Genomic DNA, 19700 nt, shown 5'->3' with positions numbered 1-19700 from the left:
CTGGGTTGTCATTGGACGAACCAAGCGGCACTCGTGACAGGCCCGGCGCTCCTACGGGTGCCTACGGCATGATCGCGTCGACGGCGAGGAAGGCGCTCGGCAAGTGCTTCTTCAGTAGTCACCAAAGGAGTACCGACCCGGCGGGCAAGCACGACGAAGGACCGTTCACGGCGACCTATGACGAAAGAGCCCAGGGCTGGGCCCTCGAATCACCCCGTCCGCCCTTGACGCCGCGCGAGTGACTTATTGCTCCTCGAAATCGCCTCGCTAGTCATAGCTGGGGCCTTCGAGACTTGCACCACACCAACGGATCCCACATGATTTCTCCGTGTTGCTCCGGGGGGACCACGCGATCATGAGGCTCACAGGGGTGAAGTGGGGCCGCTCGAAAGATGTCGCAACGCGCCGATTGCGGCCACGAGCGCACATCGCGTTGACAACGCTGCTCTCCTCCGCTGTAGCGAGGGGGTGCCCGGCCTCGTGACGCAACCGCTTGAAGCTGATGCGCGAACGCCGAACCTAAGTGACAAGGAGAAAGCGGAAGCGATCACTGTCGCCACGATCGCCATCGTCGTCGTTGTGTCGATGTGCATGGCTTACGGCTTTTCGGACGTCGATAATGACACCAAGTATCCGTCCCGCGAATTTTTTACTATCGAGTTCGGGGTCCTTCTGGTCGGAGCTCGGTTGGCCCGACTCGGCGCGACGATCTTTGGGAGACGTCCCTCGACGGCCGGTCAGCGAGGCGGAGTGGTCGCGTTGTGGGCGATCACTCTCGGAAACTATGGAGCCTTGGGGATCCTCGTGCAGCAGACTGGCGGTGCGACGTCGAGCCCGTTCGCAACTCTCCTCGTGGCTGTAATAGCCCTGAGTCCTTACATCATGACGGGTGCATTGACGCCATGGCTCAACCTCATCGGCGGCCTCGGGTTCTTTGGCTGGCTTCTATCGGAGACAGACCAGGCGACCGCTCTCCCGGGTGACGTAGCGCCATGGGTGTACTGGTCGACGACTGCGCTTATCGCGTTCATCAGCGTCTACTTCGTCGCGCGGGCGAGGGAACAGACGCTTGCTGACGCGATTACTCTCTCTGCCCGCCGAGTAGGCTCCCTGACTCACAGGGCGTACTTGACGGTGCGTGGCCACCCGTGGGCGTTCGTGGCGGTAGCCCTCGCTGGCTCGATCGTCGCTGCCCTGCTGTTGGTCCAATGACGGATCGGATGTGTAGTGAACAGGGCGACACGTTGGAAGCAGACCTGAGCCGCGGATGAATCGCCGACGCGCAGATGCCGCCGTCGTTGCTGTGGGATGCGGTGTGCTGCTCCTGCAACTGTCGCTTTATCTTTCTGGCGCCCATGTCGGCTGGCTGGCGCTCATTCTGTTCGCTGGCCGGTGGGCACACCTCGCGGAGCACAACCAGGCTCACAAGTCCGTGTTCGACGGACGGGTATGCAGCAACCTCTTCGAAATGGTCTTGACGCTCTCGACGGCGGTTCCGGTGGATCTGTATAGAGCTCACCACGTTGAGACTCATCACCGCTATGACAACGGTCCGGGCGACTGGACGAGTCCGTTCGCGTATAAGGGCGCTCGTTTCCCTGATCGCCCCGTTCATTTTGTAGTCTACGTCGCCACGTTCCCTGGCAGGGCGTGGCGTCGAGGCGTGCCGATCGTCTGGTCGAAGCGGGAACGCCAGACGATCTTCCTCGGGAGCGTCGCCGTACTTGCCATATTCGCCGTTGCGCTAGCCACTTACCGAACGGCCGAATTCGTGATCTTTTTTCTGGTGCCGTGGGTACTTCTCTGGCTGGGCACGGCTGTCGCTAACTGGCTGCACCATGATGGCCGTTCTTTCGAAGAAGGCGACATCGCTAACGATAACTATGGCTTCCTCAACCGATGGATCGCCTTCAATATTGGCTACCACTCGGCACACCATAGGTATCCGTCTGCACATTGGTCCGCGCTCCCACTTCTGACTTCGCGAGATCGCCAGACCGATCGGTCGGTGCCACAAGTTCAGTAGGTCGCTTGCGCGTCGACACCTGGGCTGACAGTGGACGAACCCTATGGGCCTCGCGCTGCGGTAGAGGTAACAGCGCCCACTGCTTGCATCTGCGGACGAAGGGGCTGTACCACATCCCCGTGCCGGTCAGTCGCAGCCCCGGACCGGTGATGCGCCCCTTGGGCCGCCTACCAACAATCTGGTGGCCGGGGCGCTGCGTCAACAGCCCCCGGCCCGGCCGATTCCTGTATTGGAGGAACCGACATGGCCGAAGCTACGTCATCGTCCGAACTGCCGTCCTCGGCACTGTGCGACCGCGTCGCCGTGCTGACCGAGGAGGGCCTGGAACTCGAGAGCCGGGTGCTCGCCTTCGCCACAGAGGCGTGCGAGCTGGCGCGGGATTTCGACGGCGAGGTGGGGCCGCACCTCGACGGCCCTGCGCTCGACCGTGCCGCGGTCCGGTGCGGCCTGGGGGTACTGCACGCCCTGGTGGAGCGCATGACCGAGGCGCTGGCCGGGGCGCTCGGCGGCACTTGCGACGCCGAGGAAGCCGCATGACGGCCGCGGCTCCGCGACTGTCCCTGGAGCCGCTGGTGGGCCGCTACGGCGGCGTCAGCGGACTCGCCCGGGCGCTCGGCCGTGAGCGCGCCCAGGTGAGCAAGTGGCGCAGCCGGGGACTGCCTGCCACGACGGCCGACGCGGTGGCCGTGGCGCTCGGACTGCACCCGGTCGAGGTCTGGCCGGACTGGTACGACGTCTTCCAGTCCGAGGACGCCGCTGCTTGATGGCGTTCCGGAGAGGGACCGCTTCGGCGGTCCCTCTCCACCCGCGCCAGGCTGAAAGAGGGGGGTGAAATCCGGGGGGATCTCCGGGGGGAAGTCAGGGGGGATCTCCGGGGGGATGCGAGAAGCCCCCCAATGCCACCCGCGACACCGCCAAGACGCTGGTCACGGCCTCGCAGGGTGGGGATGGCGGGAACCCGACTCCATAGGACTCGAACGTCCTATGTCCTCCCCTCCGCACGGACCGATGCGTGAAAAGGACTCCACTCGGGGCCTCACAGAACGACGCGGGCAACCGGGTGGGAGGCCGGGCTGGGAACCGGGCCGGCGACCGGGTTGTGCGCGAGAAGGCCGGCAACGGCGTCGGTGCGGCGACGGCGCTGGTCGCCACACTGCAACCCTGGGAGGCGAGAACCCGGACTCCGTAGGACTGCAGGCGTCCTAGGTCGCCTCGGCCGGGGAGAAATCCGCGAAATCTGGAGGAACCGACCCGCGAATCGAGGTTTTCCGCGTCTTTTCCGGTGGAGGCAACTACTCGACCTGGGAGCGCCGATGCCGAGGACCCGACCCGACGACCAAGCCGCCGCCGACGCCGATCTGCGGCTCGCAGTGGCCCGCTACGTGCCGATGACGCCCGAGCAGCGCGAAGCCGCCGTGGCTGCCATGGCGGCGCTGCTCGCCCACGCACGCCGGCGGCGGGCGGTGCTTGAAGGGGGGCGTGGAGACGACGTGTGCTTGTCGGCGGACCCGACCACCCACGACAGCGAAGGAGCCGCGGCATGACCCGGACCGCACAGCCCAAGCGCAAGAGCGACGCCACCACGCCCGCACGCAGCGTGCGAGTGGCGTTGTACCTGCGCATCTCCACCGACGAGGAGCACCAGCCGTTCTCGCTGGAGGCCCAGCGGCTCAAGCTGGAGGCGTTCGTGCCCACCCAGCCCGGCTGGGTCCACACCGCCACCTACGAGGACCAGGTGAGCGGGGCCAAGGCCAGCCGCCCCGAACTCGACCGCGCCGTGCGCGACGCCAAGCTCGGCCGCTTCGACGTGCTGCTGGTCTACCGGGTGGACCGCTTCGCCCGGTCGCTCAAGGTGCTCGTGCACCTGCTGGAGGAGCTGGAGACCGCCGGCGTCGCCTTCCGCTCGGCCACCGAGCCCATCGACACCTCGACGGCGACGGGCCGGATGCTCGTGCAACTGCTAGGCGTCTTCGCCGAGTTCGAGCGGGCCACGATCATCGACCGCGTCGTCAACGGCATGGAGCGCAAGGCGGCCCGCGGCGGCTGGCCCGGAGGGCGGCTCCCCTACGGCCTCCGCCTCGACGACGACGGGCGGCTCGCAACGGTGCCCGAGGAGTTCACGACGGTCGAGCGGGTCTTCAGTCGCTACGCCGAGGGCGTCGTCGGCTGCACCGCGCTGGCCAGCGAGTTGAACGAGGCGGGGCTGCGCACCCGAACCGGCAAGCTGTGGAGCCGCCAGGTGCTGCTGGAGATGCTCCGCAACCGCGCCTATGTCGGCGAGGTGTTCTTCCGGGGCACCTGGCACCGAAGCGCCGAGCACCCCTTCCTCGACCCGACGGTGTTCGACCGGGTGCAGGCCACGCTCGCAACCCGAGGCGAGAATTACGACCGCCGGTTCCGGGCGCGGGACCGCGAGTACCTGTTGACCGGGCTCGTCCGCTGCGGCCGCTGTGCCCAGCGATACGTCGGCGTGTCGGCCCGCGGCCGCTCCGAGCGCTACCGGTACTACACCTGCTGGAGCCGCAACCGCAGCGGCCGGCAGGCGTGCGAGGCCGAGTCCGTGCGCGCCGACGCCTTGGAGCGTGCCGTTCTCGACGCGCTGGTCGACCTCTACGCCGAGCCGACCGCCCTTCTCGACGCCGCAGCGCGACAGAAGCGTCACACGACCATGACAACGGCGCGACACGAGGCCGATGCGGCCGCCGTCGCGGCCGAGTTGCGCAAGGTCGAGGCCGCCGTCGAGCGCTGGATGGCGGCGTTCGAGGAAGGGTCGCTCACCGCCGACGCCTTCGCCGGCCGCGTGCGCGGGCTGACCGAGCGCGCCGAGGTGCTGCGCGCCCGCCACGTCCAACTGCTGGCCGACGCCGAGGCCGAGCAGCACGCCGGAGCGCTGCCCGACGTCGAGACGATCGCCGCCGTGCACGAAGAGCTCGTCGTCGTGAGCAAGGGCGGGCCGCTGGAACTGCGCAAGGCCGTCGCCCAGGCGTTCGTGCACGAGCTACGCGTCGAGCGGAAAGACCTGATCCTGCCGACGTTCCGCGTGCTGCCGGGGCTGCCTGTCAGCACCGAAGCCGGGGAAAGCCCGGTTCGTACAATGACAGGCTCGGTGGGCGTTGAGGGACTCGAACCCCCGACCCCTTCCTTGTAAGGGAAGTGCTCTAGCCAACTGAGCTAAACGCCCGGAAGCCCGTCATCTTCGCACGGCTCGGGCGGCGTCGCTCCAGTTGAGCGGGCTACCGGTCGGCCCACTCCGCAGGCACTCGGTCGGGCACGGCGGGGTTGCGGAGGCGGCGGCTGCCGACGGCGACCAGGAAGAGCAGCACGGCCACCTCGGGTCGCACCAGTGCGAGCGGCAACGCCACGGCGGCCACGATCGACGAGGCGATGGCGTGCTCTCGCGCCTCGGCATGCACAGCCAAGTGGAGCAGCCCCATGGCGGCCACGCACACGAGAACGGTAAAGCTCATTGCATCTGACACGTGTTGTCCCTCCCCGGACGCCCCTCGTTCATTTTTCGGCCGCTTCGCGCCGAACCTGAGCGTTCCTGGCCTGCCACCCCGCCTTCCACATCCTCGTCGGACCGCACTCGCACCCCGCAGCCCGCAGCGCGGCCACCGCGACAGCCCCAGACGGGCGCCCCTTCCCAACGTGGTTCCTCGGCACCCCGAGCAGGCAGGCGGATACCACGATCGCGGCCGGCCGACCAGTACCCTCGCTCATGCGGCCACGGTAGGGGTCGGGGGCACCCACGTTCCACGAGCACGACACGTTCCATGAGGAGCACGCGCATGGCAGGGCGGAGCGACACCGACACCGCGGACGACTTGGTCCGCCGCTACCTCCGGGAGATCGGCGTCTACCCCCTCCTCACGGGGGCCGACGAGGTCCAGCTGGCCGAAGCCATCCACGTCGGCGCCACTGCTCAGGCCGAACTCGACGCCGGCGCCGACCCGACTCCGGAGCGCACCGCCGCCGTGGCCGCGGGCAAAGCGGCCAAGCAGCGCTTCATCCAGGCCAACCTCCGCCTCGTGGTCTCCATCGCCAAGCGCTACCACTCCGTCGGCCTCCCCCTCCTCGACCTCGTCCAAGAGGGCAACCTCGGCCTCATCCGCGCCGTCGAGAAGTTCGAGCACGAACGAGGCTGCAAGTTCTCCACCTACGCCACGTGGTGGATCCGCCAGGCCATCAGCCGGGCCATCGCCGACAAAGCCCGCACCATCCGCGTGCCGGTACACATGCTCGACACCGCCCGCAAGGTCAACAAGGCCGTCGCTCACCTCACTGACCGGGGCGACGGCGACCCCAGCCACGAAGCAGTGGCCGCCATCACCGGCCTGCCCGCCGAGACCGTCAAGGACGCCCGCGCCCTCATCCCCGACCCCATCTCCCTACACCTGCCCGTGGGCGACGACGACGACGGCGAGCTCGCCGACCTCGTGCCCGCCACCGGCGACGCCGGTGCCGACAGCCCCTTCGAGTCGGCAGTGGCGGCCATGGCCCAGGACTCGGTGCAACACGCGGTCGGCCGCCTCACCGCCCGCGAGCAAGAGGTGCTGCGCCTGCGCTTCGGCCTCGAAGGCAGCGAGCCGTGCACCCTCGAACAAGTCGGCCGTCACTTCCGCGTCACCCGTGAGCGCATCCGCCAGATCGAGGCAAAGGCGCTCACCAAGCTCCGCCACCCCACCAGCCCGCCGGGCCTCCGTGCGCTCGTGGGGAACGACGGGGCCCGGCAGGCACCTCTCCGGGGGGACGTTGATCAGGCGGTCAGCTGGGCCTGACGGTTCTTCGGGGGTCGCCCTCGCGGCCGCTTGAAGGCGAGCACCCGCCCGTTGGCGAACAGCTGGCCACCCCACACACCCCACGGCTCACGACGAGCCACGGCGCCCTCGAAGCAGGCGTCGATCACGGGGCACTTGCCGCAGATGGCCTTGGCCCGCGCGATGTCGTCAAGCTGCTCGGAGAAGAACAGGCTCAACATGGTGGCGGCCCCGTCACGGCAGCGCGCCTGCGCCCAGTCGACCTCTGCGGCCTCTTCGGTTGTTCGGACTGCCTCTGCAACCAACTCGGCGAACATGTCGCCCTTCCCTTCACTCTCGTTCGAAACTCGTGTCGTCCTCCGCCGAACCTGAAAAACAGAAAGGCCGCCGGGATATCCCGACGGCCTCTGGGCCTTGCTCGAAGGTTGGTGCCGGTTACCCGGTCGAACCTCCGAAGCCCAGGGGCCGCAGTGCCGTGGCCTTGGCAGTGAGGACCATGGCGTTGGCGGCGCAGTCGCGAACCACCACATGGTCGGTGCCAAAGGCCGGGACGCCGGACCGACGCGCGGACGCGCTGGTGCCGGCGTAGCCCTGGGGCTCTCCGGTCTGCCAGCGAATGCCTGCCATCTCGATCCGTCCTCGCGTCGCCGCCTGAGGGAACTCCTCCGGCTTGGTTATCCGATCACGACTGCCCGGAGGCGTCAACCGAATTAAACGAGATTTCTGCGGGCGGCCACGATCTCCGCCAGCAGTGGCTCGCTCCCCGCCGCCAAGGGCGTCCGTCGCAGCGCCGGGTCACGCACCACCAGGTCACGGTCGAAGGCCTCCGCCACGAACGCCCCCGCTTCCTGGCACACCAGCAGCCCGCCGAGGTAGTCCCACACGCCGTGGGCGTCGACCGAGCAGTCGACGTAGCCGTCGAGCCACCCGCACGCCACCGCGCACAGGTCGAGGGCCGCGGCGCCCAGTGCGCGGAACTGGCGCCACCCGAGCGGCGCCGACGGGTACCCCGACAACCCGACAACAGCCTCGCCCAACGACGAGCAGCCCGACGGCCGCACGCGCACGCCGTCGCGGAACGCGCCCTCGCCTCGCACCGCCGAGAACCGCGTGCCCGACGCCAGGTTCACCACCAGGGCAGCCGCGGGCCCGTCGGCATCCACGGCGCACAACGACGTGGCGAACCACGGGATCCCCCGCCATGCGTTGGTCGACCCGTCCACCGGGTCGACCACCACAAGCACGTCACGCGCCGGCTCGTGCAACCCCGACTCTTCGCTCAACACCCCGAAGCCCGCGGCGTCCAACACCGCCAGCACCGCCTCGTCGGCCGCCAGGTCGCTGCGGTACTGGCCTTCGCGGGTGCCTGCCAGTCCCCAGTCGTCGAGGCCGCCCAGCATCCGCGCGACAGCGGCGGCGGCTTCGTCGAGGACGTCGAGCACGGGTGCCGACGCTACCGCTGGTCGTAGAGTTGCGGTCGATGGCAGTCATCGACGTCGCCGGCTACGTGGCCGATCTAAAGGTGCATGCGAGCGACCACGGGTTCCACGTGCACGACGAACGGCACTTCGTGGAGACCTACTCGTTGCGCCAAGCCTGGGAGGTCGACCTCCACCCCGAGGAAGGCTGTGGCGGCCCGCTCGACCTCCACCTCGCCCTCGAAGTCGACCCACGCGTGCTGCTGTCGTTCGAGGACGTGGTGATGGCGCTGCCCGAAGACGACGAACCGCCCGACGAGTTCCACTTCCCCCTCACCTTCACGTGGGCGCTGCCGCCGCTGCCGCTCGGCCCCGACCTGCTGCAGGTCCACCTCGACCTGGCAGCCGTGGGCGGCGTCGACCTGCCCCTCGAAGTGTCGGCCATCGACTCGTTCCCCTCGGCCACCGACGCCCCCGAGCGCAGCCTCACCATCATCGCCCGCCAACGGGTGTCGCTGGCCCACGTGCTGGCGGGCGAGGAACTCCTGTGCGACACCCTCGACCGCTGCCTGGCCGTGAGCCAACACCTGCTCGAACGGGCGCCGGGGTGGTTGGGCGACGCCAGCTGACTCAGGTCAATCAGGCTGAGGCCAGCGGCACCTCGGCCCGCAGCAGCAGCTCCAACTCGGCCACAGGCACGGCCGGGGACCACAGGAAACCCTGGGCATAGGTGCATTCGAGGGCGACGAGCTCGTCCCGTTGCGCTTCGGTCTCCACGCCCTCGGCCACCGTGTCGAGCCCCAGCGTCTTGGCCAGGCTGACGATGGCGCGCACGATGGCCGAGTCCTCCGCCTCCCGGCCCAGGCCGTCGACGAACGACTTGTCGATCTTCAAGGCGTCGACGGGGAAGCGCCGCAGGTAGGCGAGCGACGAGTAACCCGTGCCGAAGTCGTCGACGGCGAGGTACACGCCGACGTCCTTCAACGACACGAGCATCCGGCGGGCGGCCTCGGCGTCTTCCATCAACACGCTCTCGGTGATCTCCAACGACAGCGCCCGCGGCGGCAGGTCGTACTCCCGCAGCAACCCCGCCACCCGGTCGACCAAGCCCGGCGCGGCCAACTGGCGGGCGGAGAGGTTGACCGCCACCGTCATCGCCCCGCCGTCGGACGCCGCCCACTGCAGTTGCGCCGCCAGGTCGACGGCCTGGGCCAGCACCCACTCCCCCACGGGCACGATGAGCCCGGTCTCCTCGGCGACGGGGATGAAGTCGGCGGGGCCGACCAGCCCTCGTTGGGGATGCTGCCAGCGCACCAGCGCTTCGACGGCGGCGATGTTGCCGGTCTGCAGGTTGATGCCGGGTTGGAACTCGACCCGCAACTCGCCGCGGGCCACGGCCCGGCCCAAGGCCTGCTCGGTCTCCAACCGCCGCACCGCCTGGCGGCGGATGGCCTCGTTGAAGACCTCGTAACGGCCCTTGCCTCGGTCCTTCGCTCGGTACATGGCGGCATCGGCGTCACGCACCAGGGCCTCGGCGCCGTCGTGGTCGTTGCCGGTTGCGGCGGCAATGCCGACGCTGGCCCCAGACACCACCTCGCGGCCGCTCAGGACGAACGGCCGCCGCAACGCCTGGGCCACCCGTTCGGCCACGTCGACCGCATCGCTCTCGGCGTCGAGGTCGTCGCACAACACCACGAACTCGTCGCCACCGAAGCGGGCCACGGTGTCGCTGGGGCGCACGAGGTCCTGCAGCCGCGACGCCACCTCCTTGAGCAGCATGTCGCCCACCACATGGCCGAGCCCGTCGTTGACGACCTTGAAGCGGTCGATATCGAGGAAGAGCACGGCCACCGTCCGCCCGCTTCGGGCGCTGCGCCGCAGCGCTTGTTGCAGCCGGTCGAGGAACAGCGTGCGGTTGGGCAGCTTCGTCAACGCGTCGTGGACCGACTGGAGGCGTATCTCCTCTTCCGCCTGGTGCCGTTCCGCCGCGGTGGCCAGCACGTTGGCCGCCGCTTCGAGGAAGTGGATGTCGTCGGCGCCGAAGCGGCGACGTTCCTTGGTGTGCACGCCGAGCACACCGAAGGCTCGTTCGGCTCCTTGGATGGGGACCATGACGCCGCTGACCATGCCCAGGCGGCGCAACGTGTTGGAGCCCTCGACGCGTACGTCGCGGCCCAAGTCCTCGACGACGACGGCGGCGCCGGTGGCCAACGCCTGGCCTGCGTGGGTGCCGAGCGTCACCGGTCGGCGGAAGGTGCCGACCATGTCGGGGTCCCACCCCGACCCGGCGCGCAGCACGAGCTTGGCCTGTTCGGCATCGACGGCGAACACGCTGGAGAGGTCGGCGCCGAGCGTGGTGCGCACCATGGCGGCCGCCTCCGAGGCGAGCACGTCGAGGTCGACGCCGCTCAACGCCCGGTGGCCGAGCACTGCGACGATCTCCTGCTGCCGGGCCCGGCGACGCAGTTCGGCTTCGGCCAGGCGGCGCTCGGTCACGTCGCGCATGTTGAGCACGAGCCCTCGCACCCGGCTGTCGTCGGCCAGGTTGGCGACGATCACTTCGACGTGACGCCACGAGCCGTCCGGGCCGGCCAGCCGCAGTTCCGATTCCAGCCGCGGCGCACCGGCGGCCACCAGCTCGGTCAGCTCGGCCCGGAAGCGCGGGCGGTCCTCGGGGTGCACGGTGTCGTCGGGCACGCGGGCCGGTTGGTGCGTCTGCGACCAGCCCACGAGGCGGCGTAGGGCGGGAGAGACGTACTCCAGGCTCCCGGTCCGCCCGAGCACGGCCAGCAACTGGCCCGAGTCGCGCACCAGTGCCCGCCACCGGTCCTCGATGACCTGCACGTCGGTGAGGTCGGTGACCACGACCATGGCGCCGTCGCCCACCGGCTCGCACCACACCTCGTACAGGCGGTCGTCGGCGGAGGCGAAGGTGCGCGTCTGCTCGCCCCCCAGTGCCGCTCGCGCCGCGTCGGCAGCCACGCCGAGGTCGTCGACCGTCCGGGGCAACGGCCCCGCGTTGTGGGCCCGGGCCGTGGTCACCGTGCCGCCGGCGTCGAGCATGCATGCGAGGCGGGGTGCCTCGGCCATCACCCGCGTGAGCAGCGTGTCGGGCATCGTGCTCCGGTCGCCTACGACAGCCCGGGGCCAGGCGACGACGTGAGCATGGCGATGGTGTCGTCGGCCGCCTTGGGGCGACCGAAGTAGTAGCCCTGCACCGAGTTGCAGCCGAGCCGGCGCAGGTGGGCGAGCTGCACGGCGGTCTCCACGCCCTCGGCCACCACGCCGAGCTCCAGCGCTTGGGCCAGTCGCACCACGGCGGTGACGATGGCTTCGTCCTCGGCGTCGTCGCCCAGGCCGTCGACGAACGATCGATCGATCTTCAGCACGTCGACGGGAAAGCGCTTGAGGTAGCTGAGCGAGGAGTAGCCGGTGCCGAAGTCGTCGATCGACAGGTGGACGCCGAGGCTGCGCAAGGCCATCAACGTCTCGATGGTCGCCTCGGCCTCCTCCATGAGGACGCTCTCGGTGATTTCCAGCCACAGGGCGGACGGGGGCAGGCCCGAGTCGCGCAAGGCGGCGGCCACGACGGGGACCAAGTCGGCATCGCCGAACTGGCGAGCCGAGAGGTTGACGCCCACATGCAGGTCGGCGCACTCCTCGTGGTCCCGTCGCCACTCGGCCAGTTGGCGGCACGCTTCGCGCAGCGCCCATTGCCCCAGCGGGACGATCAGGCCGTTCTCTTCGGCCACCGGGATGAACTCGTCGGGCAGCACCAGGCCACGGTTGGGGTCGGGCCAGCGCAACAGCGCTTCGAGCGACTCGATGCGGCCCGTCTTCAACGAGACGGTCGGCTGGTAGTAGAGGACGAACTCCTCGTGGTGCAGCGCCCGCCGCAAAGCGTGTTCCATCTCCAGGCGCTCGAGCATGCGCGTGCGCATGGCGGCGTCGAACAACTCCAGGCGGGCGCGACCTCGTTCCTTGGCCCGGTACATGGCGACGTCGGCGTCGCGCAGCAGGTCCTCGGCGCGGGCGTCGGGGGCGGCCACGGCAATGCCGATGCTGGCGGTGATGATGGCGTCGCGGCCGTAGAGCGGGATGGGCACGGCCACGGCATCGGCGATGCGTTCGGCCAATGTCATCACTTCGCAGTCGGACTCCACGTCCTCGCACACCACGACGAACTCGTCGCCCGCCAGCCGGGCCACGGTGTCGCCCGGCCGCACTGCGTCCTGCAACCGCTGCGCCACCTGGATCAACACCTCGTCGCCCACAGAGTGGCCCAGCGAGTCGTTCACCACCTTGAAGCGGTCGAGGTCGACGAACAACACGGCGGGCCCGTGCGGGCGGCGCTTGGCCCGGGCCAAGGCGTGGGTCAGGCGGTCGACGACAAGGGTCCGGTTGGGCAGGCCGGTGAGGGCGTCGTGGGTGGCTTGGTGGACCGCTTCGCCGAAGGCGCGGCGCATGGCCTCGACGGCGCTGGCGTCGTTGAGGGCGAGGCTGGCGTGCTCGGCGAAGGCGAGCAACAGTTCCTGCTCGGCCGAGCTGTAGGACCGACTGGCATCGCGCCCGCCGACCACCAGGCTCCCGACGACGGTGCCGTTGCGGTGCACGGGGGCGGCCATGACCGACTGGAGGCCCACCTCGATGAGGGGCGTCAGCGCACCTGGTTCGTTGGCGTAGTCCTCGGCGATGACCATGCGCTCTTCGCGGATGGAACGGGCGGCCACGCCGTCCGACAGCGGCGCCCGGCGCAGGCGGGTGAGCGTCTCGTCGTCGAGGCCCACGGAAGAGACGAGCAGGGTCGTGTTGGGATCGTCCTCGTCGAGGAGGCGGAGGGCGACGACCTCGTCGCCCAGCAGTTCGGCGGCGCCTTCGGTGATGGCGTCGAGCACGCTCTGGATAGGGGCGCGGTGCGAGATCGAACGCTGGATCTTGAACAGCCGCTCCAACAGGCTCTGGCGTTCCTGCAACCCCGCCAACAGCCGGGCGTTCTCGTCGGCTTGCGTCTCGCTCTCCTGGCGCAGCTCGCGCTCGCGCTCGACCACCCGGAGCATCTCCACGGTGAGGCCGAGCACCCGGGCCATGCCCCGCAGCAGGCTGGCCTCTTCGTGGGCGAAGGGGCCGCCGGAGCGGGCCAGCACGAGTGTGCCGACCATGGCCCCGTCGAGCGGGATGGCCAAGGTCGCGCACGGCCCCACCCCGGGCACGTCGAGCTCGCGACATCGGCCGGTGGCGACGTGCAGGATCGCCTCAAGGGGAACCCGGCCGCGGGGGAAGCCGATGGCGGCGACGTCCTTGCCATCGCGGACCATGACGGCGACCTCGGCCTCCACCGACTCCGCCGCGCGTTCGACGGCGCTGACGACAGCAGCATGTTCGTCCGGCAGCGACGACACGGCGGCCAGGAACTCCGCCAGTTGCTGTGCCGACCAGTTGGCGGATGCAACCACGGCTAGCCCAGGGCCAGCACGACCAGCGTCTGGTTGTGGAAACCGCTCATCCCGTGCGTGCGGGCGATCTCGCCGTACGTGTAGAAGCCGGCCACGGGGGCGCCTCTCGCATGCTCGGCGATGCGGTCCACTTCCTGCTGGATGCCGTGCTCTCCAAGGACCCCCCGTCGGGCAATGCAATCGAAGGCGACCACCCCGAGCGGCTCGGTGGAACCGAGGGCCGCCAGTGCGTCGGTGCACGCCGCATCGGTCGCTTCCAGCACCGATTCGTCGTCGCCTTCCATGAACCAGGCCAAGCCACTTTGTGGCACTTGGGCGATGCAGACGATCGACCGTTGCTCGAAATCGGCCTCGGCCACGAACCGCACCTCTTCCCCACTGCGGCGGCTGAGGCCGAGGGGGTGGGTGAGGGCGAAACGGGTGAAGGCGGCCGCGTCGGTGTGCGCCTCCGCGGGCGCATCGAGGCGGCGAAGGTAGACGTCGAGGGCAGGCTCGTCGTCGAGGGTGAAGACCCGGTTGCTGTCGCTGCTCGTCACCAGCATCGGCTCGCCCACGCGGCGCCAACCGTGGCGCACGCCGATGCCCATGGGGGCGTCCGACGCGATGGCGGCTGCCACCACGGCGTTGCCGAGCACCTTGCCGTCGTGGAGCTGATAGGTGCGCTTCATCTTGAGGTCGTCGCCAGCGCACCCGCCGACAAGCGGGACCTCGGCGCCGACGACGCTGTAGGCGCCCCGCACGATCTCCTGCTGGTCGCCGGCCAGGCCGTCGGTGAGCAGGAGCAGGACGCGATAGGGGCGGTCCTCGACGTGGTCGATGCAGAAGGCGGCGCGGGCGCTGGCCTCACGCAGGTGGGCGGAGGCGTCCTCGGCCGAGCCGGTAGCCACCGAGAAACCGTCGCCGCCGATAGCAGTGACCACCACGCCCGCGTCGCCCGGGCCGGTGCTGGAGATCTCGCCCGCAGTGGAGCAGCCCACGAGGGGCACCCCGCCGGAGGTCTCGTTCACGCCGCGCAGGAGGGCGGGCAGGTCGTAGGCGTCGGAGCAGAAGACGATCAGCAGCTTGGCGTCGTCGCCCGCCAAGGCCTGTCGGGCGGCGGCGGCGCCCGCGGTGTAGGCGTCGGCGTCGTCGGACCGACCGACGCCCAGCCAACGGCTGGACGCATGCGCGTTCGCAGTCGGGGTCGCAGTGGTTGACACGCTCATCACTTGTGTTATCGGCACGCACCGCGGTGATCAGAGACTTTCCACGCGCAAATAACCACGCAAAGCGCGTGAATTGTGCCTTCCTGTCCGGCATGTGACGCCGTCCCCGCTTCTGGTCCGGGAATCCCGCGCCACGGCGCGGGATACCCGGACCAGAACGGCGCAATCTGTCGGCGAGCGGGAGCGCGGTGTACCCTGTTGCGACCTGCGGCAGGGCCAACGTCGTCCCGGGCTACGCAGAACCATCGGCACCACCAGCCCGACGAAGGATGACGAGCATGCGCCAGGACCTCCCCGAGGCCCAGGGTCTCTACGATCCCGCCTACGAACACGACGCCTGTGGCGTGTCGTTCGTGGTCGACATGAAGGGTCGTCGCAGCCACGACATCGTGCAGATGGGCATCAACGCCCTCTGCAACCTCCAGCACCGCGGCGCCTCCGGCAGCGAGGCCAACACCGGCGACGGGGCGGGCATCCTGCTCCAGGTCCCCGACGCCTTCCTCCGCGCCGTGGCCGGGTTCGACCTGCCCGAGGCAGGCAGCTACGCCGTCGGCTGCGCCTTCCTGCCCACGGACGCCGCCGCGGCCGACGCCGCCGCGGCGGCCGTCGACAAGATCGTCGACTCCGAGGGGCTGCAACTGCTCGGCTGGCGCGACGTGCCCGTCGACGACTCGATGATCGGCGACACGGCCAAGGCGGTGGAGCCGACGTTCCGCCAACTGTTCGTCGGCGGCGCCTCGGGCATGGACCTGGAGCGCCGGGCCTTCGTGCTGCGCAAGCGCATCGAGCACGAGGTCGAAGGCGTCTACTTCCCGAGCCTGTCGGCCCGCACGCTCGTCTACAAGGGGATGCTCACCACCCCGCAGCTGCCCGAGTTCTTCCTCGACCTCAACGACGAGCGCATGGACAGCGCCATGGCGTTGGTGCACAGCCGCTTCTCCACCAACACCTTCCCGTCGTGGCCGCTGGCGCATCCGTACCGCTACATCGCCCACAACGGCGAGATCAACACGGTGCAGGGCAACCGCAACTGGATGCGGGCGCGCGAGGCCCTGCTGGAGAGCGACCTGCTTCCCGGCGACCTCGAGCGCATGTACCCCATCTGCGCGCCCGGCGCGTCCGACAGCGCCAGCTTCGACGAGGTGCTCGAACTGCTCCACCTCGGCGGGCGGCCGCTCCCCCACGCCGTGCTCATGATGATCCCCGAGGCGTGGGAGAACCACGAGTCGATGTCGCCCGCCAAGCGGGCCTTCTACCAGTACCACGCTTCCCTGATGGAGCCGTGGGACGGCCCCGCGTCGGTGGCCTTCACCGACGGCACCGTCATCGGTGCCGTGCTCGACCGCAACGGCCTGCGCCCCAGCCGCTACTGGGTCACCAGCGACGACCTGGTGATCATGGCGTCGGAGGTCGGCGTGCTCGACGTGCCGCCCGCCAAGGTCGTGCGCAAGGGCCGCCTCCAGCCCGGCCGCATGTTCCTGGTCGACACCTCGCAGGGCCGCATCATCGAAGACGACGAGATCAAGGAGCAGTTGGCCTCCGAGCAGCCGTACCAGGAGTGGCTGCACGCGGGCCTCGTCCACCTGGAGGACCTGCCGCCGCGCACCATGCTGATCCCCCAGCACGCCTCGGTGGTCAAGCACCAGCGCACGTTCGGCTACACCCACGAAGAGCTCAAGATCCTCCTCGCCCCCATGGCCAAGAACGGCATGGAACCGATCGGGTCGATGGGCACCGACACGCCCATCGCCGTGCTGAGCGACCGCTCGCGCCTGCTCTTCGACTACTTCACCCAGCTCTTCGCCCAGGTCACCAACCCGCCCCTCGACGCCATCCGCGAGGAACTGGTGACGTCGTTGCATCAGCGCATCGGCCCTGAGGCCAACCTGCTGGAACCTACGGCGGCGTCGTGCCGGCAGATCGTGCTGCCGTTCCCGATCATCTCCAACGAGGACCTGGCCAAGCTCCTCTACATCAACGAGAACGGCGACATGCCGGGCTTCCAGGCCTTCGCCATCGACGGCCTCTACCCCGTGGCCGAAGGCGGCGAGGGCATGCGCCGGGCGCTGGAGGACATCCGGGCCAAGGTGACCTCGGCCATCGCCGAGGGCGCCAAGGTCATCGTGCTGTCCGACCGCCACTCCAACGAAGAGCTGGCGCCCATCCCGTCGCTGCTCCTCACCGCGGCGGTGCACCACCACCTCATCCGCGAGAAGACCCGCACCAAGGTGGGCCTGGTGGTGGAGGCGGGCGACGCCCGCGAAGTGCATCACATGGCGTTGCTCATCGGTTACGGCGCGGCCGCCGTCAACCCGTACCTGGCCTTCGAGACCATCGAGGACATGATCCGCAGCCACGCCCTGCCCGGCCTCACGCCGCGCAAGGCCGTGCGCAACTACATCAAGGCGTGCGGCAAGGGCGTCTTGAAGGTCATGTCGAAGATGGGCATCTCCACGGTGGCGTCGTACTGCGGCGCCCAGGTCTTCGAGGCCATCGGCCTGTCGCAGGAGCTCGTCGACGAGTACTTCACCGGCACCGTCAGCCGCCTCGGCGGCATCGGCCTCGACGTGCTGGCCCAAGAGGTCGCCACCCGCCATGCGCTCGCCTACCCGTCCCGGCCCACCGAATTGGCGCACCGCGACCTCGAGGTGGGCGGCGAGTACCAGTGGCGGCGGGAGGGCGAGTACCACCTGTTCAACCCCGAGACCGTCTTCCGCCTCCAGCACGCCACCCGCACCAAGCGCTACGACATCTACAAGCAGTACACCGAGATGGTCGACGAGCAGTCGGCCAAGCTCGCCACCCTGCGCGGCCTGTTCAAGCTGAAGACGGACGAGCGCCCGCCGGTGCCCATCGAGGAAGTCGAGCCGATCTCCGAGATCGTCAAACGCTTCGCCACCGGGGCCATGTCGTACGGCTCCATCTCGGCCGAGGCCCACGAGACGCTGGCAATCGCCATGAACCGCCTGGGCGGCAAGTCGAACACCGGCGAGGGCGGCGAAGACGCCGACCGCTTCACGCCCGAGGCCAACGGCGACCTGCGGCGCAGCGCCATCAAGCAGGTGGCGTCGGGCCGCTTCGGCGTCACCAGCGAGTACCTGGTCAACGCCGACGACCTGCAGATCAAGATGGCCCAGGGCGCCAAGCCCGGCGAGGGCGGCCAGCTGCCCGGCCACAAGGTCTACCCGTGGATCGCCCGCACCCGGCACTCCACCCCCGGCGTGGGCCTCATCTCGCCCCCGCCCCACCACGACATCTACTCCATCGAGGACCTGGCGCAGCTCATCCACGACCTCAAGAACTCCAACCCCGAGGCCCGGGTGCACGTGAAGCTGGTGGCCGAGGTCGGCGTGGGGACGGTGGCCGCGGGCGTGTCGAAAGCGCACGCCGACGTGGTGCTCATCTCCGGCCACGACGGCGGCACCGGCGCCTCGCCGCTCACGTCGCTCAAGCACGCAGGCGGGCCGTGGGAACTGGGCCTGGCCGAGACCCAGCAGACGCTCTTGCTCAACGGGCTGCGCGACCGCATCGTCGTGCAGGTCGACGGCCAGTTGAAGACCGGCCGCGACGTGGTCATCGCCGCTTTGCTCGGTGCCGAGGAGTTCGGCTTCGCCACCGCCCCGCTGGTGGTGAGCGGCTGCATCATGATGCGCGTCTGCCACCTCGACACCTGCCCCGTCGGCGTGGCCACCCAGAACCCCGAACTGCGCAAGCGCTTCACCGGCAAGCCCGAGTTCGTCGTCACCTTCTTCGAGTACATCGCCGAGGAGGTGCGCGAGCTGCTGGCCGAGTTGGGCTTCCGGTCCCTGGAGGAAGCCATCGGCCACGCCGAGCTGCTCGACACCCGCGAGGCGGTCGACCACTGGAAGGCATCGGGGCTCGACCTCACGCCGATCCTGCACGTGCCCGAGGTCGAGGGGCCGCGGCACCAGGTGACCACGCAGGACCACGGGCTCGACCGGGCGCTCGACGTCACGCTCATCGAGTTGGCGCAGCCCGCCTTGCTCGACGCCCGGTCGGTCTCGCACGAACTGGCCATCCGCAACGTCAACCGCACCGTCGGCACCATGCTCGGCTACGAGCTGACCAAGCGCTACGGCGGCGAGGGCCTGCCCGACGACACCGTGTCGTTCCACTTCCGCGGATCGGCCGGACAGAGCTTCGGCGCCTTCGTGCCTCGGGGGATCACCCTGCGGCTGGAGGGCGACACCAACGACTACCTCGGCAAGGGGCTGTCGGGCGGACGGCTCATCGTGCACCCGCCCGCCGAGTCGCCGTTCGTGGCCGAAGAGAACGTCATCGCCGGCAACGTCATCCTCTACGGGGCGACGCAAGGCGAGGTGTTCATCCGGGGCCTGGTCGGCGAACGGTTCTGCGTGCGCAACTCCGGTGCCACCGCCGTCGTCGAGGGCATCGGCGACCACGGGTGCGAGTACATGACCGGTGGCCGGGTGGTCGTGCTCGGCCCCACCGGGCGCAACTTCGGCGCCGGCATGTCGGGCGGCGTGGCCTACGTCTACGACGCCGACGCCACCTTCGCCAACCGGCTCAACAAGGAGATGGTCGACCTCGACCCCATGGAGGCCGAGGACGTCGAGTGGCTGCGCGACACGGTGCGCAAGCACCAGGCCGAGACCGGCTCGGCGGTGGCGCAACGCTTGCTCGCTCGTTGGCACGACGAGGTGCGGCGGTTCGTGAAGGTCATGCCCAAGGACTACAAGCGGGTGCTGGAAGCGGCCCGCATCGCAGAGGAACGAGGGGAATCAGTGGACGAGGCGATCATGGCGGCAGCGCATGGCTAAGGCCCTTCGCCGCCGAACCGGAGGTTCGGCGGCGAGCTC

15 protein-coding genes and 1 tRNA gene are annotated in these 19700 nt (G+C 69.4%); 8 read left to right on the top strand and 8 right to left on the bottom strand.

What is annotated here, in order from left to right:
* The first annotated feature begins 468 nt into the window (after nt 1–468).
* The 5 genes from VM938_03130 (at nt 469) to VM938_03110 (ending at nt 3570) form a co-directional block, all read left to right on the top strand.
* The gene (locus VM938_03130; GenBank protein ID HVF74017.1) at nt 469–1212 is read left to right on the top strand and encodes a hypothetical protein; all 744 of its coding nucleotides are present in this window, start codon (nt 469–471) and stop codon (nt 1210–1212) included.
* Between the two features lie 55 nt (nt 1213–1267).
* Entirely contained in the window at nt 1268–2026 is a 759-nt protein-coding gene (locus VM938_03125) for a fatty acid desaturase (GenBank protein HVF74016.1), read from the top strand.
* 243 nt (nt 2027–2269) lie between these two features.
* Entirely contained in the window at nt 2270–2563 is a 294-nt protein-coding gene (locus tag VM938_03120; GenBank protein ID HVF74015.1) for a hypothetical protein, read from the top strand.
* Complete coding sequence (locus VM938_03115) at nt 2560–2790, top strand: hypothetical protein (protein ID HVF74014.1); 231 nt, start codon at nt 2560–2562, stop codon at nt 2788–2790. Before VM938_03120 ends, VM938_03115 begins: the two co-directional genes overlap by 4 nt.
* Nucleotides 2791–3339: 549 nt before the next feature.
* Entirely contained in the window at nt 3340–3570 is a 231-nt protein-coding gene (locus VM938_03110; GenBank protein ID HVF74013.1) for a hypothetical protein, read from the top strand.
* A gap of 416 nt (nt 3571–3986) precedes the next feature.
* On the opposite strand, the gene VM938_03105 is transcribed toward VM938_03110, so the two are convergent.
* The 3 genes from VM938_03105 to VM938_03095 all read right to left on the bottom strand — a co-directional run bounded on the left by VM938_03105 (nt 3987) and on the right by VM938_03095 (nt 5493).
* Nucleotides 3987–5021 carry a hypothetical protein gene (locus tag VM938_03105; GenBank protein HVF74012.1) on the bottom strand — a complete coding sequence of 345 codons (1035 nt, stop codon included), beginning with the start codon at nt 5019–5021 and terminating at the stop codon, nt 3987–3989.
* Nucleotides 5022–5133: 112 nt separating this feature from the next.
* Nucleotides 5134–5207 (bottom strand) — tRNA-Val (locus VM938_03100).
* Nucleotides 5208–5259: 52 nt separating this feature from the next.
* Nucleotides 5260–5493 (bottom strand): hypothetical protein, encoded by a 234-nt coding sequence (locus tag VM938_03095; GenBank protein HVF74011.1) that lies wholly within the window; start codon nt 5491–5493, stop codon nt 5260–5262.
* A 321-nt stretch (nt 5494–5814) separates the two neighbouring features.
* Here VM938_03095 and VM938_03090 point away from each other — a divergent pair, with 321 nt between their 5' ends.
* The gene (locus tag VM938_03090; protein ID HVF74010.1) at nt 5815–6804 is read left to right on the top strand and encodes a sigma-70 family RNA polymerase sigma factor; all 990 of its coding nucleotides are present in this window, start codon (nt 5815–5817) and stop codon (nt 6802–6804) included.
* Here VM938_03090 and VM938_03085 read toward each other — a convergent pair.
* The gene (locus tag VM938_03085) at nt 6783–7100 is read right to left on the bottom strand and encodes a WhiB family transcriptional regulator (protein HVF74009.1); all 318 of its coding nucleotides are present in this window, start codon (nt 7098–7100) and stop codon (nt 6783–6785) included. The two genes, VM938_03090 and VM938_03085, sit on opposite strands and share 22 nt — an antisense overlap.
* Before the next feature lie 393 nt (nt 7101–7493).
* Nucleotides 7494–8225, bottom strand: a complete 732-nt coding sequence (locus VM938_03080; GenBank protein ID HVF74008.1) for an inositol monophosphatase family protein — start codon at nt 8223–8225, stop codon at nt 7494–7496.
* A gap of 38 nt (nt 8226–8263) precedes the next feature.
* On the opposite strand from VM938_03080, the gene VM938_03075 reads away from it, so the two are divergent.
* Nucleotides 8264–8830 carry a hypothetical protein gene (locus VM938_03075; GenBank protein ID HVF74007.1) on the top strand — a complete coding sequence of 189 codons (567 nt, stop codon included), beginning with the start codon at nt 8264–8266 and terminating at the stop codon, nt 8828–8830.
* Between the two features lie 10 nt (nt 8831–8840).
* Here the strand turns inward: VM938_03075 and VM938_03070 are convergent, their stop codons facing one another.
* From VM938_03070 to VM938_03060, 3 genes are read right to left on the bottom strand one after another with little or no spacing between them, the layout of a single operon-like run.
* Nucleotides 8841–11318 carry an EAL domain-containing protein gene (locus VM938_03070; GenBank protein HVF74006.1) on the bottom strand — a complete coding sequence of 826 codons (2478 nt, stop codon included), beginning with the start codon at nt 11316–11318 and terminating at the stop codon, nt 8841–8843.
* 14 nt (nt 11319–11332) lie between these two features.
* Nucleotides 11333–13654: an EAL domain-containing protein gene (locus tag VM938_03065; protein ID HVF74005.1), complete on the bottom strand. Its 2322-nt coding sequence runs from the start codon at nt 13652–13654 to the stop codon at nt 11333–11335.
* Nucleotides 13655–13656: 2 nt separating this feature from the next.
* Nucleotides 13657–14853 carry an FIST N-terminal domain-containing protein gene (locus tag VM938_03060; protein ID HVF74004.1) on the bottom strand — a complete coding sequence of 399 codons (1197 nt, stop codon included), beginning with the start codon at nt 14851–14853 and terminating at the stop codon, nt 13657–13659.
* Nucleotides 14854–15137: 284 nt separating this feature from the next.
* Here VM938_03060 and gltB point away from each other — a divergent pair, with 284 nt between their 5' ends.
* The gene (gltB, locus tag VM938_03055; protein HVF74003.1) at nt 15138–19661 is read left to right on the top strand and encodes a glutamate synthase large subunit; all 4524 of its coding nucleotides are present in this window, start codon (nt 15138–15140) and stop codon (nt 19659–19661) included.
* Nucleotides 19662–19700 lie beyond the last annotated feature (39 nt).

The sequence above is a fragment of the Acidimicrobiales bacterium genome (genome assembly GCA_035536915.1).
GTDB lineage: Bacteria > Actinomycetota > Acidimicrobiia > Acidimicrobiales > JAHWLA01 > JAHWLA01.
This window is presented reverse-complemented; position numbering and strand designations above follow the sequence as displayed.